This is a genomic window from Streptomyces sp. NPDC102462 (assembly GCF_044765425.1).
Taxonomy (GTDB): domain Bacteria; phylum Actinomycetota; class Actinomycetes; order Streptomycetales; family Streptomycetaceae; genus Streptomyces.
In genome coordinates this window covers 242,469-257,666 of the sequence record NZ_JBIWKB010000005.1, presented here as the reverse complement: position 1 = coordinate 257,666, position 15,198 = coordinate 242,469, and the positions used below count along the sequence as shown (strand labels likewise).

The 15,198-nt window shown below is 68.5% G+C and carries 15 protein-coding genes and 2 pseudogenes; 8 read left to right on the top strand and 9 right to left on the bottom strand.

All coding sequences use genetic code 11. The features are described from left to right. Positions 1 to 171, top strand: a pseudogene (locus tag ACIRFL_RS07185) (IS3 family transposase); the annotation flags it as partial. A gap of 201 nt (positions 172 to 372) precedes the next feature. Here the strand turns inward: ACIRFL_RS07185 and ACIRFL_RS07180 are convergent. Beyond that, a pseudogene (locus ACIRFL_RS07180) lies at positions 373 to 538 on the bottom strand (site-specific integrase); the annotation flags it as partial. 21 nt (positions 539 to 559) lie between these two features. Then, a complete protein-coding gene (locus tag ACIRFL_RS07175; RefSeq protein WP_358712800.1) occupies positions 560 to 1,063 on the bottom strand; it encodes a helix-turn-helix transcriptional regulator in 504 nt (167 codons plus the stop codon). Positions 1,064 to 1,183: 120 nt separating this feature from the next. Between ACIRFL_RS07175 and ACIRFL_RS07170 the strand changes: the two genes are divergently transcribed. The 4 genes from ACIRFL_RS07170 (at position 1,184) to ACIRFL_RS07155 (ending at position 5,746) form a co-directional block, all read left to right on the top strand. Then, entirely contained in the window at positions 1,184 to 1,378 is a 195-nt protein-coding gene (locus tag ACIRFL_RS07170) for an AlpA family transcriptional regulator (protein WP_019889361.1), read from the top strand. Positions 1,379 to 1,964: 586 nt separating this feature from the next. Next, positions 1,965 to 3,137: a DUF3631 domain-containing protein gene (locus ACIRFL_RS07165; RefSeq protein WP_404024866.1), complete on the top strand. Its 1,173-nt coding sequence runs from the start codon at positions 1,965 to 1,967 to the stop codon at positions 3,135 to 3,137. A gap of 373 nt (positions 3,138 to 3,510) precedes the next feature. Then, entirely contained in the window at positions 3,511 to 4,062 is a 552-nt protein-coding gene (locus ACIRFL_RS07160) for a hypothetical protein (protein WP_404024841.1), read from the top strand. Beyond that, the gene (locus ACIRFL_RS07155; RefSeq protein WP_404024838.1) at positions 4,052 to 5,746 is read left to right on the top strand and encodes a relaxase/mobilization nuclease domain-containing protein; all 1,695 of its coding nucleotides are present in this window, start codon (positions 4,052 to 4,054) and stop codon (positions 5,744 to 5,746) included. Before ACIRFL_RS07160 ends, ACIRFL_RS07155 begins: the two co-directional genes overlap by 11 nt. A 50-nt stretch (positions 5,747 to 5,796) precedes the next feature. On the opposite strand, the gene ACIRFL_RS07150 is transcribed toward ACIRFL_RS07155, so the two are convergent. The 4 genes from ACIRFL_RS07150 to ACIRFL_RS07135 all read right to left on the bottom strand — a co-directional run bounded on the left by ACIRFL_RS07150 (position 5,797) and on the right by ACIRFL_RS07135 (position 8,840). Next, positions 5,797 to 6,375, bottom strand: coding sequence for an HAD domain-containing protein (locus ACIRFL_RS07150; protein WP_404024836.1), 579 nt, complete (start codon positions 6,373 to 6,375; stop codon positions 5,797 to 5,799). 27 nt (positions 6,376 to 6,402) lie between these two features. Beyond that, positions 6,403 to 7,095, bottom strand: coding sequence for a class I SAM-dependent methyltransferase (locus ACIRFL_RS07145; RefSeq protein ID WP_403356241.1), 693 nt, complete (start codon positions 7,093 to 7,095; stop codon positions 6,403 to 6,405). A gap of 1 nt (position 7,096) precedes the next feature. Then, on the bottom strand, positions 7,097 to 8,008 hold the full coding sequence (locus tag ACIRFL_RS07140) for a phosphotransferase family protein (protein ID WP_404024834.1): 912 nt from the start codon (positions 8,006 to 8,008) through the stop codon (positions 7,097 to 7,099). Positions 8,009 to 8,090: 82 nt separating this feature from the next. After that, complete coding sequence (locus ACIRFL_RS07135) at positions 8,091 to 8,840, bottom strand: hypothetical protein (protein ID WP_404024831.1); 750 nt, start codon at positions 8,838 to 8,840, stop codon at positions 8,091 to 8,093. Positions 8,841 to 9,053: 213 nt separating this feature from the next. Here ACIRFL_RS07135 and ACIRFL_RS07130 point away from each other — a divergent pair, with 213 nt between their 5' ends. Then, positions 9,054 to 10,424 carry a tetratricopeptide repeat protein gene (locus tag ACIRFL_RS07130; protein WP_404024828.1) on the top strand — a complete coding sequence of 457 codons (1,371 nt, stop codon included), beginning with the start codon at positions 9,054 to 9,056 and terminating at the stop codon, positions 10,422 to 10,424. A gap of 35 nt (positions 10,425 to 10,459) precedes the next feature. Beyond that, on the top strand, positions 10,460 to 10,957 hold the full coding sequence (locus ACIRFL_RS07125) for an NUDIX domain-containing protein (RefSeq protein WP_404024826.1): 498 nt from the start codon (positions 10,460 to 10,462) through the stop codon (positions 10,955 to 10,957). A gap of 194 nt (positions 10,958 to 11,151) precedes the next feature. Here ACIRFL_RS07125 and ACIRFL_RS07120 read toward each other — a convergent pair whose 3' ends face one another. Further along, positions 11,152 to 11,382, bottom strand: coding sequence for a hypothetical protein (locus ACIRFL_RS07120; protein WP_391393276.1), 231 nt, complete (start codon positions 11,380 to 11,382; stop codon positions 11,152 to 11,154). 879 nt (positions 11,383 to 12,261) lie between these two features. On the opposite strand from ACIRFL_RS07120, the gene ACIRFL_RS07115 reads away from it, so the two are divergent. Then, positions 12,262 to 12,978 carry a hypothetical protein gene (locus ACIRFL_RS07115; RefSeq protein ID WP_404024824.1) on the top strand — a complete coding sequence of 239 codons (717 nt, stop codon included), beginning with the start codon at positions 12,262 to 12,264 and terminating at the stop codon, positions 12,976 to 12,978. A gap of 61 nt (positions 12,979 to 13,039) precedes the next feature. Here ACIRFL_RS07115 and ACIRFL_RS07110 read toward each other — a convergent pair whose 3' ends face one another. Both ACIRFL_RS07110 and ACIRFL_RS07105 read right to left on the bottom strand, forming a co-directional pair. Then, entirely contained in the window at positions 13,040 to 13,237 is a 198-nt protein-coding gene (locus tag ACIRFL_RS07110; RefSeq protein ID WP_404024823.1) for a hypothetical protein, read from the bottom strand. A gap of 710 nt (positions 13,238 to 13,947) precedes the next feature. After that, positions 13,948 to 14,739, bottom strand: a complete 792-nt coding sequence (locus ACIRFL_RS07105; protein WP_404024821.1) for a hypothetical protein — start codon at positions 14,737 to 14,739, stop codon at positions 13,948 to 13,950. Positions 14,740 to 15,198 lie beyond the last annotated feature (459 nt).

The window sequence follows — 15,198 nt, the reverse complement described above, 5'->3', positions numbered from 1 at the left end:
AAACGCGAGACGCTCCGTGGCGCCCTCCGCTACGACGGGGTCCGCGCCTGCCGCCTGGCGGTCTTCCGCTGGACCACGCGCTACAACACCCGCCGACGCCACTCGGCGAACGGACAGCAGGCGCCGATCGCCTACGAACAGCAGTCAGCTACCCTGACACTTGCCGCATAACGACACGAACAGGTGTCCACTCCTCGGGGACAAGGCCCAAGAGCACCTGGAGGTCGTTGCGGCGTATCGCCGCCATGGCGCGGGAGCCCAGTGCCGGGACGAGATGGAGTCGGAGCGCGTTGTCGGTGATGCGCTCCCCCGCCTCGCTGGCGATGAGTGACTCCTCCCACTTCTTCGCGTACTGCTCGAAGGTGATCCGTCCGGCGCGCGGGTCCACGTATTGGCCGGTCACGATGCTGGCCGTGACCTCGTCCAGCCAGCGCTGAGCGTCGATCTTGCGGTCGAAGTGGCGGGCGTGCTCCTTGCCGTCGAGGTCTCGGTAGCGGGCCCGCCATTTGCCATTGGGGCGCTTCTGAATGTTCGCCAAGTGGCTTCTCCCTTGGGTTGGTTATCGGTGGTAGCCGCCGCCCTCGATGTGCTCGGTGAGGGTGCGGGCGTCGCGCTCATCGCCCATGAGGCGAAGGCACTGCTCGTGGATGGCCCGTGAGCTGTCGGGGTGGGCCTGGATGTACTCGGCGATGCCGACGACTGCGTGGTGCAGTCGGTCTTCGGCATCGCGTGTCTCGTAGTACGCCTCGACGGCTTCCTGGACGAGCCGTCTGCTGTCGAGGTCCAGCCCTTCCAACGGCGGGGACATCAGCTCTTCGAGGGGCAGCTCGAAGACGCGGGCGAAGGCGAGGGCTTCGTCGACGTTGATACGGCGGCGTGGGGTGCCGTTCTCAATGCGCCAGACGGCGGTCTGGTTCATCTTGACGCCGGCCTTGGACACCCGGTCCGCCAGCTCGATCGTGCTCCATCCCCTGACCTCGCGCTCCAGCGCCACCCGCGCGGCGATGTTGCCCTCGCTGTAGAGCAGCGGCACCTCACCGCCGTCGGCCTTGTCGCCTGCCATCGAACCTCCACCCTGACCGTTGCTTTCCCAATTGAAACATATGCTTGCCGATTTGGTTAACCGACGATCGTCGAGTACAACCTATGCAGACCGGATTGCCACCTAGTCGATTGGGAATGCATGCGATATCTGACCACCGCCGAGGTCGCCGAGCGCTACCGCACAGCGGAGAGCACAGTCCGCTACTGGCGCCAGATCGAGAAGGGCCCGCGCGGCATCAAGATCGGCAAGCGGGTGCTGTACCCCGAGGCCGAGCTGCTGCGCTACGAGCGGGCGCTGATCGAGGGCCGAGACGAGTGGGGTCTGGCCTCCTGAGCCGTCGGAGGCCCGGGACACGGAAACGGCCCTCGGCGCGCCAACGCCGAAGGCCGGAGAGTCCCCCGCACACCGCCCATCCCTGAACGAACAAGCCGACGAGGGGCTGGACCTTGCCCGTCCTGCCCCTCGTCTGAGAGGAACGTCTATGGAGGACTCTACGTCCCCCACCAACCCGAACACGGTCCTCAAGGTCAACTGGCCCGAGGTCGCGGTCCCCGGCCAAGGCGTCCCCGGACGCCGCGGGGACGAGCATTCTGCTGATGCGGTATCAGGGGACCGTCCCCGCGACACATCCGGTCCCCTGTCGGCGCGAACCACGGTCCCCATACCCAATTCCGTTGGAGACGTGCAGGTCAGCGGCATCGGCGCGCCAACGGGGACCGGTCCCCAAGACTCTGGAGTTGCACCAGGGGACCGCAGTGGGGACCGGGACAGCGGCCGTCACCTGTCGCCGGGGACCGACGTCCCCGTAGAGCGGGCCGAGCAACAAGAGAGCGCAGCCACCGATGGCGGGACACGCGCCGGCGGCCATGAAGGCGCCGGTGCTCAGGTAGCCGCTGACGGGGTCACGCTGCTGGACGAGTTGCGGGCAGCGATCGGCAAGTACGTGGTACTGCCCAGCGAGGAGGCGCTGACCGCTGTCACCTTGTGGGTGGCGGCCACGCACATCCAGACGGCTCTGCAGCATGCTCCGCGTCTGGCGGTGGTGAGTCCGACGAAGGGGTGCGGCAAGTCCCGGGTTCTGGACGTACTCCACGAGACAGTGCACCAGCCGATGATGACGGTGAACACCTCCCCGGCGGTCATCTTCCGGATCATCGGCAAGAACCCGCCTACTCTGCTGGTGGACGAGGCAGACACCATCTTCGGCCCCAAGGCGAGCGGTGACAGTGAGATCCTGCGCGGCCTGCTGAATGCCGGGCACCAGCGCAACCGGCCCGCGTGGCGGATCTCCGGTCCGGATCACAAACCGACCCCGTTCCCCACCTTCGCCATGGCTGCCATCGCGGGGATCGGCGACCTGCCGGACACGGTCATGGACCGGGCAGTCGTGCTGCGAATGCAGAAGCGCAAGCCGGGCGAGAAGGTCACCCCGTTCCGCTCCCGGTATTCGGTGCCGGAACTCAACGCGCTGCGTGACCGGCTGACCGCCTGGTTGGGTCCGCTGCGCGGGCGGGCTGCCCGAATGGTGCCGCAGATGCCGGTGGAAGACCGGGCGGCGGACACCTGGGAGCCGCTGGTCATCATCGCCGACCTGTCAGGCGGCCAGTGGCCCGCCCAGGCTCGTGACGCCTGCTTGGCCATGACCCGCCACGAGGCGGCCCAGGACGAGCAGAGCAGCCTGAAGACGCGGCTCCTGCGCGACATCCACCGCATCTTCGCGCAGGCGGACAACCCCGAGGCCCTGGCCACTCAGGATCTGGTCGCCTCGCTGCTCCAGGACGCTGAGGCCCCGTGGGCGGAGTACGGCACCAAAGGGCTGAACGCGTACCACCTGAGCAACCTGCTGCGGGACTTCAACATCAGCCCGGCCAACTACCGGTTCGACAAGGGCAGGCAGGCCAAGGCGTACATGCGCAACCGGTTCCTGGACGCCTGGGCCCGCAACTGCCCGGACCTCGTCGAGGCGGCACCCGAGCGCGAACACGGCGCTGCCCCTGCACGCGTGGCCCAGGGCAGGCCGCCCGCCGCCCCGGCCGGGACGCTGCCTGTCGGCCCGCCCGGTGGCCCCGCCGGGCCGACGCGCGCTCTCTGATCCCACCGGGGCCCGTATCACTTCGTCGCATCCGTCCCCGCGCAGGTCAGCGCGGGGACGGACTCTCTCGCCGGGACGGAGTTCTCCGTACCTGCCCGCGTCTCCGTACCTGTGTTGACCAGGCATGCGACGGATGCGACGGACGTGACACAGCCCGATCCCCCCTCTCCTTCGGAGCACCACCATGCACACCGAGAACGACACGAACTCCTCTTCGTCCCGCCGCTGGGGTTGGTTCAGCCGGGACCGACGAACAGCAGCAAGCTGGAGCGAACGAGCCCCTAACGGGGCTTCGTCCGCGCTTGCCTCCGCCCCTGGGGTGGCGGCGGGAGAGGGGGCCGGGCGCCAACGGGCGCCCGAGCCTGAGGAGGGGGTGACCGAGCCCCGCACCGCGTCTGCCGCCGACAGCGCCGAGCATCCTGTCACCGACTCCAACACCCCACTCGCCGAGCCGTCTGCCCGTCACGCGCCCGCCGCCGTTGAGCAGCCCTCGTGGCGTGAGCCCGACGCCCCCGCACTGCCTGTGCGGATGAACCGCAAACGCACCATCGAGAAGCGCGACCAGGAGAAGAAGATCCGCTTTACCCCGACCGCGGTCCGCCTCATCGATGCCGAGGCCAGGCGGCGCCACCAGAAGTTCGCCGGCTTCGTCGGCGACGCCGCCCTCGCCGTCGCGCTCGGCAAGGCGGGCAAGGTCGGCAGCCCAGAGGACGACCCCATCCGCCCGCTGGTGGAGGCCATCGAAGCGCACACCAAGGCGCTGAACCGGATCGGCACCAACCTCAACCAGGTCACGACAGCCATCCACTCCGGCACGATACCCGAGCGTGCCGAGGCCGTCCTCGACCGCATTGAGCAGGCCGCCCAGGCCAGTTACGCACTCATGGACCGGCTCCTGGCGGAAGGAGCCGGTCATGGTGCCTGACGTCTCCACCGGCTCCAGCACCCTCGGCCTGATCAACTACCTCTTCGGCAAGGGGCGGCGCGACGAGCACACGGACCCCCACATCGTGGCTGCCTGGGACATGGCCGGCGCCCCTGACCCCGGCCGCAACCCCGAGGCCACCTACACCCAGCTCGCCCGGCGCCTGGACCACCACGTCGACCTCCGCACCCGGGAGCTCGGCGGGAAGCAGCCTCCGCAGCATGTGTGGCACTGCCCCGTACGCACCGCGCCCGGCGACCGCTACCTCACCGACGCTGAGTGGGCCAAGGTTGCCCGCCGCGTCGTAGCCGCCACGGGCATCGCCCCCGAGGGAGACGACAAGGCGTGTCGCTGGATCGCAGTCCGGCACGCCGACGACCACATCCACATCCTCGCTACCACCGTCCGCGCCGACGGCCGCCGCCCCCGAACGAACCGGGACGGCTGGCGGGCCCAGCGGGAATGCCGCAAGATCGAGGCCGAGTTCGGGCTGCGCCGCTTGAAGTCCGGCGACCTCACCGCCCCGCGTACCCCTACCGGCGCCGAGCGGGCGAAGGCAGAACGCCAGGGCCGGGAGGAGACCGCGCGGGAGTGGCTGCGCGAGCAGGCGTACGCAGTCGCCGCCGTCGTACGCAGCATCGACGAGTACTTCACCGTGCTGCGCTCCCTCGGCATCCAGGTCAGGCCGCGCATCGGCCCCGAGACCGGCGAGGTGACCGGCTACAGCCTGTCTGCGCCCGGCGACACGGCCAACGGCGAGCCGGTCTGGTACGGCGGCTCAAAGCTCGCCCCCGACCTGTCCTACAACCGGCTCTGCGAACTCCTGCCGACCCAGGACGTAGCCGACCGCCCTCAGCAGGTGGCGGACCCGGCCGAACCGTGGCATCGCGCCGAGACCGCCATCCTCGATGCCCAGACGGTCCTCGACTCGGGCGACGACGAGGTGGCCCAAGGCCATCTGGATGCCTTCGGCGACGCCCTCCACAACCTGGCCCTCGCCGCCAACGGCGAGCACCGGGCCGAACTGCAAGCCGCCGCAAGGGCGTTCAACCGCGCCCGCCGCTCGGCGATCCGGGCCGACCACCAGGCCGCCACCGCCTTCCGGGAAGCCGCCAAGGAACTCGCCTACGCCACACATGATCCGGGCGGACTCGCCATTGCCCTGATCTTCGCCGCGCTCCATCTGGCGCGGGCAGCCGTCAAGTGGCACGAACAACGCGGCCACGAGCAGCAGGCGGCAGCAGCCGAGGCAGCCTTCCGCCATCTGCAGGCGGGTTACCAACAGGCCGGCGAGCCGGTACTGGCGGATCTCACCCGCCGCGCCCCACGCAGCGCCACCGTCCGCCGCTTCGAGCAGGACCTGCGCGCAGCCCTCCCAGACCACGCCGACCGCATCCTCGCCGACCCTGCCTGGCCGGCCCTGACCACAACCCTCGCCCGCGCCGAGACTGCCGGTTACAACCCCCGGCGTCTCTTGGCCGAAGTCGCTGCCCAACGAGAACTCGACACCGCCGAACAGCCCGCCGAAGTCCTCAACTGGCGCATTACCGTCCAGCCGAACAAGCGAGCGCAGGCGGCACGCAGGCGAACCAGGACGCCCGGAGTGTCCTTTGCGCCCATGACAGCCCAACCCTCGGTCACGGCGCTGACCTCCAAGTCCGAGGAACGCGGACGGCATCGATAGATGAAGCAGTTGGCTGTCGGCCGGTGCTGACGTCCTGCTCTGTGATCGCGTCAGGCTGCTTCGGCTCCGGACGCAGAAGAGGGATCGCTGGCGCGCAGGTCGGAAAGCCGAGCAACCCATCCCATGACCTCAGCCAGGTGCTCGGTCAACAACCCGATGTGGGGATCGGGCTGGACCAGGAGAGTCGCCACTCCACGCGCCGTGCGCTCTGCTGCCCAGGCGTGGTCGAGGGCGGTGAAGTCATCATCGACCCAAGCGACAGGTGTGTCGCCCAACCAGACATCGACATGGTCTCGTTTCCAGAGATAGCCGTTGGGTTGGCTGGTCGTGATCTGTGGACGGGGGAGATCGACGTAGGGCAGAGGCGGGAGACCGAGGAGCGGCCCGATCAGCGTGGTGGCGTCCTGGCGCCAGCTGGTGCACCAGACGGGGGTGACCAGGCCGGTTCGGATCACGTGCACGAGCAGGGGGCCGTGTGCGGGGTTGAGCCAGATGGTGACCGGGTTGTCGGCGCTGCGGCCGGCAGGAACGACATCGTGGCGGTCGTGGGTGGCCGGGGTGCTCCCATCGGCGGCGGGGAAGGATATGAGGACGCCGTCAACGTCGAGAAGCAAATAGGGCTGGCGCATGGGTTCTCCCTCTGGGTGGGGTGGGGGTCAGAGCTTGCGCGCGGTGATCAGCAGGGTGGTGGGCCAGAGGCCGCGACGGGCGTCGTGGAACTCCTGTGCCGAGGTGAGCCAGAGGCCGGCGCGGTCGAGGTGTTTCTCCCAGCGGATGGCGTCGAAGTCCCAGCGGGCGATGGGCAGTCGGGTGCGGTCAGGGAGGGTGACGTAGTCCCGGCGGGGCCGGTCGTCGGTGGTGGGGCGCAGGCCGCCGCGCTGGGGGTGGGGGACGGAGAAGGCGAGTGTGCGCCCGGGTTTCAGGTGCTGGGCGATGGCCGGGAGCAGAAGCTCGGGGGCTACCAGGCCGATGGCTCCGAAGACGGAGTAGACGGCGTCGAAGTGTTCGTCGGAGGCTTGCAGGTAGTGCAGGGCGTGGCCTGCGACGAAGGTCAGGTTGTTGAGCCGGCCGTAATGCGAGCGGGCTCGGCGGACCTGGAGGCCGACCAAGTCGACGCCGGTGACCTGTGCGCCGTAGCGGGTGGCGAGGTGGGCGGCGTTGTGGCCGGGGCCGCAGCCGAGTTCCAGCAGCCGCTTGCGACGCAGGTCCGTGCCGAGGATCTCGGCGCCGGGTCCGCTGCCGGGCCGCGTCGTCCATTCCATCCGGGCGGGTACCGAGAGTGGCTCGGCGGGACTGGCCGTGGTGCGCTGGAGGGCGTGGACGTACCACGGGGAAGCCTGGGCGAGCACGTCACACCTCCAGGAGGTGGAGGACGTCGGTGAGATGGCGGCGTACGGCCTTGATGTAGGCGGGGTCGGTCGCCGGGTCGTTGATCCAGCGGATGGACTGCTCCATGAACCACTCGACGGCCCACATGCGGTGCCAGCCCAGGGCCCAGTTCTCGGCGGTGAGTCCGCCCCGCTGTGCAAGGGCATCGGGGGTACCGCCGGCGGTGACGTACTGCTCCAGGAAGACCCGCAGGCGTAGGGGGTCGGGGGTGTCGAGGGTGCCGTGCCAGCTGGCGAGGTCGAGCAGGCCGGGGCCGGTGAAGGCGCGGGCGAAGTCCAGCAGCCGCCAACCGTGTTGGCTGAGGTGGAGGCTGGTGGGGTGGAACTCGGAGTGCACCCATCCGAACGGGGCCACGGTCGTACCGGCCGAACGCACCTCGGCGGCCTGGGCGATGCGGTCGAGCGCGTCCTCGATGTCGTCCGCGTCCTGCCAGCGCTCGGCCTTGCGGAGCCGGGCGAGGTGTTCCAAGGCCCGGTTCGGCAGTGTGCGGAGGCTGGCCTGGTCGAGGACAGGCAGGGCGGCAGCAGTACGGGTGCCGTGCAGGACCACGGCGGCGGCCGTGCCGTCGAGGTCGTCGGCGTCGCGGACGGCGGGGCCGAGATCTTCCATGAGCATGCCGAGCCAGCCGTCCAGCACGGCGGAGGCGTGGACCTGTGGGACGGGGACGCCGAGCGTGTGCGCCAGACGGAGGGCCTGGTCCTCTCTGTCGAAGGGCTGCTTCGCGTACTTGAAGATCGCGGTGGTGGCGTCGGGAAAGGTCAGGCGCTCGACACCGGACATGGACCACACGCGCACTTCCTCGCGCACGGCGGTGGTCCGGCCAGCCATGGTGAGCAGGTTGTCGAGGAGTTCGGCGCTGGGGTTCACGGTCACGTGGGGGCTCCAGAGAGGTTGAAGGCGTCCGGGGCGGGCGAGAGGTGCCGGCCCGCCCCGGAGCCTGGCGTGCGGTGTGGTGCTACGCGGCAGGGCTCACGCGGTGGGCGTAGACCTGCTCGATCCAGCCGGACTTGAAGGCCGCGAGGTCGTCGCGGAAGGCGGTCATCGACGCGCCGTAGGGCGCGATGACGCCACCGGACTGGTCCGGCACGGACTGGCAGCCGTGCACGAGCCGCCCGCCGAGGGCGGCGTGGGCCTTGATGGACTCAATGCGGCGGTGCTCGTTGAACCAGCCGCCGTGGTAGACCTCGTCGAGCGTCCCGCCCATCTCGTCGTCCAGGTCGAAGACGACGGAGGTGGCGGCCGGGAAGAACCAGCACGGGCCGACGTTGGAGATGTGCCCGTCCAGCTCCACCTTGTTCAGCGCCATCAGCGTGGCCGCCTCGCGCAGCATCCGCAGGTGCTCCGCGGTGATCTGCGGCAGGCCCAGGCTGGCGAGGTGCTCGTCGCGGAACAGGTAGGAGTACACCTCGTAGGCAGTGGACAGCACGCGAGCGGCGTCCGAAGTGGACTCGGCGTGGGCCTTGATGAAGTCCAGCGCCAGCTGCTCGACCGTGCTCTCTGTGGTCTCCTCCACATCCAGGAGCTGGGATTTGACCAGCTCCCAGTCGGCGACGAGCCAGCTGTTGGACTCGAAGCGGAAGAAGTACTCGGCCGGGTCGATGGTGATGCGCGGGCCGGCGACCTGGATGCCGGGCAGGCGGCTCCAGCGCTCGTCGAACGCCTCGGGCAGTACGACCGTGATGGCCGCGGTGTCGATGGTGGTCACCGTGTCTCCGTCTCTGATCGGCCGGGCACAGGCATGGGAATGCCCGAACCCGGTGTAGGCGTACGGAACTTCGGGGGCCGCCCGGCCGAAGGGGGGAGCCTGGTCACGGTGTCGGACCGGGGCCGGGCGGCTGATGTTTAGTGAACCCTCCGTCACGCACAGTGGGTACGGTGAGAGGCAGTTGAAGCGGTATACGCGGTTTACAGCTCCTGAGTGGAGGCGATCGTGGCAGCAACGCCGAGGGGCCCCAACTCCCGTCTGCGTGACGTCATCGAGGCGATCGGCTGCACGTACGAGGCGCTGGCGAAGGACATCCGGCGCATCGCAGCCGAGAACGGCGAGATCCTCCAGACCAACAAGTCGGCCGTCTCCCACTGGGTGAACGGCACGCGCCAGCCGACCGGACGGACCGGCCAGTACCTCGCTGAGGCGCTGTCCAGACGAGCAGGCCGCACCATCACCTTGGCCGAGATCGGCCTTCGCGCAGCGGAAGCAGCGGTGGCTGATGAGCCCGATCCGGTTCTGGCCGCCACCGATCTGGGCCGTGCCGACGTCGAGCGCCGCCGTTTCCTTGCCGTGGCGGCCTTCACTACGGCCGGCGTGGCTATGCCGCTCTTCTACGATCACGAGGCCACCGCTCGCATGTTGCGGGCCCGCACCGGCAGCGCGCTGGTCGGAATGGAGGACGTGGAGGTCGTACGGCAGATCACCGCAGCCTTCAGTGCGGCTGACGAACGCCTCGGCGGCGGCCATGGCCTGACCACGGTCACCGCCTACCTCGCCGACACCGCCGCTCCCATGCTCCGCGGTCGATTCCCGAACGAAGCCCTACGACAAGCGGCCTTCGGCGCGGTCGCTGAACTCGCCTACCTCGCTGGGTGGAAGCACCACGACCTCGGCCAGGAAGGCGCCGCCCAGCGCTACTACCAGGTCGGCTACCAGCTCGCCTGCGAGGCCGACCCGTGCGGTCACGCCGCCTGGATGATGCGCGCCCTCGCCCATCAGTCCCTCAGCCTCAAACAGCCCCACCACTGCGTCGACCTGGTCGAAGGGGCCCTCACCCGCGGCCTGGGCCACGTCGACGGCCAGACCGAAGCGCTGCTGCACATCACCCACGCCCGCGCCTACGCCGCGGTCGGCGCGAAGCCCGCAGCGGCTCGTGCCCTGCTCGCCGCCGAAGACGCCCTCCTGCGCGACGACGGCCCCCAGCCCAGCTACTCCCGCGTCAGCGGCCCGGCAGCCGGCACCGTCGCCAGCCACACCGCCCGCACCCTGACCGACCTCGCCGATCACGTCGGCACCGAACAACAACACCGCGACGCCCTGGTGCGCTGGGACCCCGAGAAGTACAAGCGCGTCCACGCCCTCACCTACGCCGACCTCGGCGACAGCCTCGCTGCCCAGGCCCGCGCCGACGAGGCCGTAGCCGCCTGGTCCCAGTCCCTGACCCTGATGGAGGGCATGACCTCCGACCGCACCCGCAAGGCCATCACCTCGCTCCGCTCCACCCTCTCCATCTACCAGCGCCGCAAAGTGCCCGGAGCCGCCGAACTCGCCCGCCGCGCACGCGAAGCACTGGCCTAAGCTGCCACCAACCGGCCGACGAAGGGACACCAGCCGTGGCTCAGCGGACAACCGACGACCAGCCCAAAGCCCTGCCGCCCGCCCTCGAATCCATGACCCTGCTGGTCGCCGCCGTCATCGTCCACGACAAGGTCACCAATCGCGTCGTCCTTCTCCAGCGCAGCCAGAACGCCAAGTTCGCCCAGGGCATGTGGGACCTCCCGGTCGGCAAGAGCGAACCCGGCGAGCCCATCACAGAGACGGCAGTGCGGGAGCTGTACGAGGAGACCGGTCTGGCCGTGAAGCCGGAGGCCCTGAAGGTCGCCCACATCATCCACGGTGCCTGGGGCGTGGAGGCCCCCAACGGCTTCCTCACCGTGGTCTTCGCCGCCCACGAATGGACCGGGGAACCCGAAAACCGCGAACCGCGCAAGCACGCCCAGGTCCGCTGGGTCGATGCCGACGCCATCCCCGCGGAGTTCGTGGACACCACCGCCAGTGCCCTCCACGGCTACCTCGCGGGTGGTCCGGAAGTCTCCCTCGACGGCTGGTGAAAGGAACGCCCACACCTCTTTCCGGGGGTGCCGCTCTGGCTCCGATCCGGTTCCGGGTGGCCGTCGCCGCCTAGCTTCGCCTGGTCATAGAACACGAGGCCACGGGGGGTACCGCCCGTGGCCTCTCGTGTGTCCACTGGGCCCGGGGGCAGGGTCTCGTGCGCCCCGAGACCCCACGGGAGGCCGGGACGACCTTACGCGGCGGCAGGCGGCTGCTCCTCGTCCCCTCCGTCCACCGGGAGGGCGGGCGGCAGCTCCGTCACGGGCGGGGACGGTTGCTCGTCACCCGCGCTCTTGAAACGGTGCCACGCTTCGCGTGCACGGCTGGCCGAATTGATCACGTCCGGAACCTGATCCAAAACCCCCTTCAGCGCGAAGAGGGAGATCGAGGCCACACCTGCGACGGCGAGGATGGCGATCGTCATTGCCCCGTCCAACTGACTCGGTACCTTTCGGGTCGGGTGACCGAGCAGGGGACTCATGCGCAGGGCACTCATCAGCTCGGCCACAACTAACGTGGCTCGAACTGAGAAGCCCTGCATCCGACGTCTCGCCGGGGATCTCAGAAACCAGGCGCAAGCCTGGCTGTTAGTGATCTGTTCGTGGTGCAGGCAGAAGACAGGCTAAGTCGAGTGCGACCTGACGTCGGATGGCTTCTGGGGTACACGTGACTTTCCCGTGCAAGCGCAGATGCCAGACAGATCACACGCCCTCTGGAACGCCCCGCGTGCTCATGCGGATCACAGAGGTGACAAGACATGAAGTTCTGCCGTGCTCACAGGAGTTCGCAGCTCCGCCGTGGGCACGGCATGAGAATAGCGCACTATCACGTAACTGTGAGTGGATGGAGGCGAATTGGGTGCTGACCTGCTGAAACGACATAGCCCCACCCTGTGAGGTTGGGGTGGGGCTGACGGCCGGCCAGATCAGCGTCGGTCGGGGTGCCGTTGCCTCGGCAGCGGTAGCACTCGCAGAGCGGCCACCGGTCATCGAGCAACGGCAGGTTCGGCATGGTGTCGACCGACCATCCCCGTGCGCTGACCTCGCGCATCTCCTTGGTGGTGGCGTCGTACGTGGACACCCGAATAGTTAACCCGGCATCGCTGCCAGCACCGCCCAGAAGGCGTTGGCACACCTGCGCGACACGGGCCAGGTCTGCACCGAGCCGGGCTTGGGCACGTTCGTCGCTGATAGCTAACAGTGCCGACCCTGGAGGGGTTTGCGTTTGCCCCGCGTTGTTGGCCCCTGGCGCTAGCCTGAATCACGTTGATGCAGTGTCACTTGACGGGAACGGGGCGGGTGCAATGACGGGGAAGGCAAGCGGGGGGAACAGCGGCGGAGTCGGCTCCCAGATCGCGGGCATCATCGGCGCGCAGTTGGCTCGACAGGTTGGGGAGGCCATCGCCTCAAACACGTGGCGGGCCGCCAACGGCACCCGGGTCGAACAGAAGGTCGAGCGAGTTGACCAGATCCAGAACGTCTTCATCGAACAAAGCCACGGGGTGCAGATCGGTGACGCGCAGACTCAAGAAAACCGGCTCGCTGAGCAGCGGCAGAAGTTCCATTTCGACTTTCTGAATCACACGCTGAAGCAGGCCGAGTGGACGTTCCGCCTGAGCGTGTGGTTCATGACAGGCGGCGCACTGGTGATCCTCGCTGGTGCCGTCCTGGCGCTGGTGCACGCCGGGAACCCTGACGTCAGCTATCTGCCGTACGTGACAGCCCTGACCGGGGCGCTGATCACGGTCGGCGGTGGCGCTTTGGCCGTGCACTCGAAGCGCACGATGGCCAACCTGACGAAGGCCGCCGAGGACAACGAGAAGAAGATCGACATCGACCACAAGCTCGAGATCGCGACGTCCTTCATCGATCGGGTCGAGGACTCGGAGGCGAAAGATCGCCTGAACTCGGCCGCCGCCATGAAGGCGCTAGGTATGGACGCCAAGCCCGAGACCATGGTTGATCGTCTGTTGCCGGGGGAGCAGCCCAAGGAGATCGAGCCGGGTGGTTCGACCGGCTGACCTTCTCGGAGGTCATGTCGGAGCCCCGGAGAGCCTCCTCGGCCTCCGGGGCTCCGACGTTTCAGAACACCCTGAGGGCAGTGAGCACGGCCAGGCACAGGAGCAGGCAGCCAGCGAACGCGCCACCGCCGTACAAGACAGCCTGCCCGACGGGCGACCCGGGCATGTAGCTCAAGAAGCCAGCCACCATGCCAACGATGATGGAGAGCAGGGCGCAGATGACGACGATCAGCACCTTGACGCCGAGAGAGAGATTCAACGGTCCGAGTACCTTTCCGGTGATCGGACCGGGTGTCAGACCTCAGCCCGACCACCACGTGACACACGTGTGGTCTTGCTGAGGCCCACCGACGTCTGGGGCTCATTGGGGGTGGCCTGGCCAGAGCCGCCGGGTAGCCGTTCTCCCTTTTATGCAGGCGCATGAAGCGACTCGCAGCCGCAATGCGGACCACTCACCTGGGACGTCGGGCCCAGGCTCGCAAAGTCACCCGTGGTGGGGGCACTGGCCCCCGGAACGCCCCCAACTCTAGTGCTTCTGAGCGAGGTTGGCGGTCCATTGCTGGCTGCAACCCGGGACGGTACCTCCTAGGGCCTCGTGCTGGCGGGTACGGCCGGACGCCCCGGGCGGGGCTCCAGGCCACGGGAGACCCCACGGGAGCCCGGGGCGGGGTATGCCCGTGCCCGCTGACCGGAGTCCCGGACGGCCGGGCGTCATGTTGAGGCCCCCGGATACTCGCCGGCCTTACCTCCCGTGATCGATCTCAATACTTCTCGTGACTGGCGCTGAGGGGTCGGCGACCCTCCGCCTACTTGCTCCACACGCAAATTGCAGGGCGCGTAAATCCCGTGCTCTCCTGGTGGGGCAGCAGGCTCGTAGCCGTCCGGGACTTCATGGAGCTGACCACCCGCTCGGTGAGATCTTCGGTCAGTTCGGGGGAGACGGGCACCGCTTACCCCCGTTCAAAATCGCTACTCGGGCAGAGGCGGAGTGCCGAGCGCCTTTCGAACCGCGCTCGTGAAGCGTTCCCGGCTGAGTTCCCGTGCTTCCTTGTTGCGCTTGAGTACATCAACCATTGTGGATGCCTCGTCCATGGTTGCGGACAGCCGCTCGAAATTCTCCAACAATGCTCCCTGCGCCTCTGCGGAAGCTTTCCGGTACTGCTCCATGCTCAGCATTACTTCGCGCAACAGGGGGTGACCATCGAGGTCTCGTAGATCTCGCCCCTGATCACGTGCGGCCTGTATGAGCTCTGCAAGTTGCCCCGTGCGCTGCCTGTATTCCTCTGTTGCCTCGGTCACGGCGTCGAGGGCAACCGGGCGGCCGTCGACGGCCGCTCTCGCGGCTTGGGCTGCTTCGATGAACCGAGTGGAGACCTCGACGTCTTCCTGCATTGTCGCGGTCAGTTCCTCAGCCGCGTGTGTAACTTCCTCCGGCCCCAAGAGGGCTATGCGCCGTGCGCGTTCCGCCATACGGCCAGCGGCCCCTCTCAGATCATCGAGGCCCGTTGAGTCGGTCTCGTGCCCGTCTCCAGACGCTTGTGTGATGCGCAAGCACTCGTCCCACGCTTCGAGGAAGCCCTCATATGTACTGAGCCGTTGCTGCCTCAGCCAATGGCCATGCTCAACGGCACCTTGGTCCTGCACCTGTCGCCTCACGCTCTCAGCGTTCTTTTCGGCGCCGATTCTGGTTGAGCGTGCTGCGATGACGGCACCCATCACGGTTCCGGCCAACCCGAACACCGCTGCCACGAGAGCGATCACTAACTCTTTCACAACGGCTCATCATGCCCTCGGCGTTGATGTTTAGGAACGGGGCGTTAGGTGGGTCGAGTACGGCTGCGACAGCCCCGGCTCGTCAGGCGGCCACCCCCTCCGCCAGCGCGCTGCGCAGGCGCCGGGCCTGGGTCACGAGCCGGGACGAGCCACGGCGGTCCGCCGCCCGGGCCACAAGACCGCCCCTCGTAACAGCCGACGCACCCGCGCCAAGGCCGCCATCTCCCAGGCAATCCGGCTTCCTCACCAAGGCACTCAACGCCGGAGCCCTGTCTCACGCCGGCGTGATGACTGCCGGCCTCGGACGGCACCCTGGGGACCTCGGCGGTCCCGGCACAGCGCAAGGCCCGCCCGGCCGCGGTGCGCCTGCTCACGAGGTCGGCGACGACGGTGCGGACGGCGCCCCGGCTGACACCGTGCTCCAGGGGACTCTCGACGCCCGCCCCA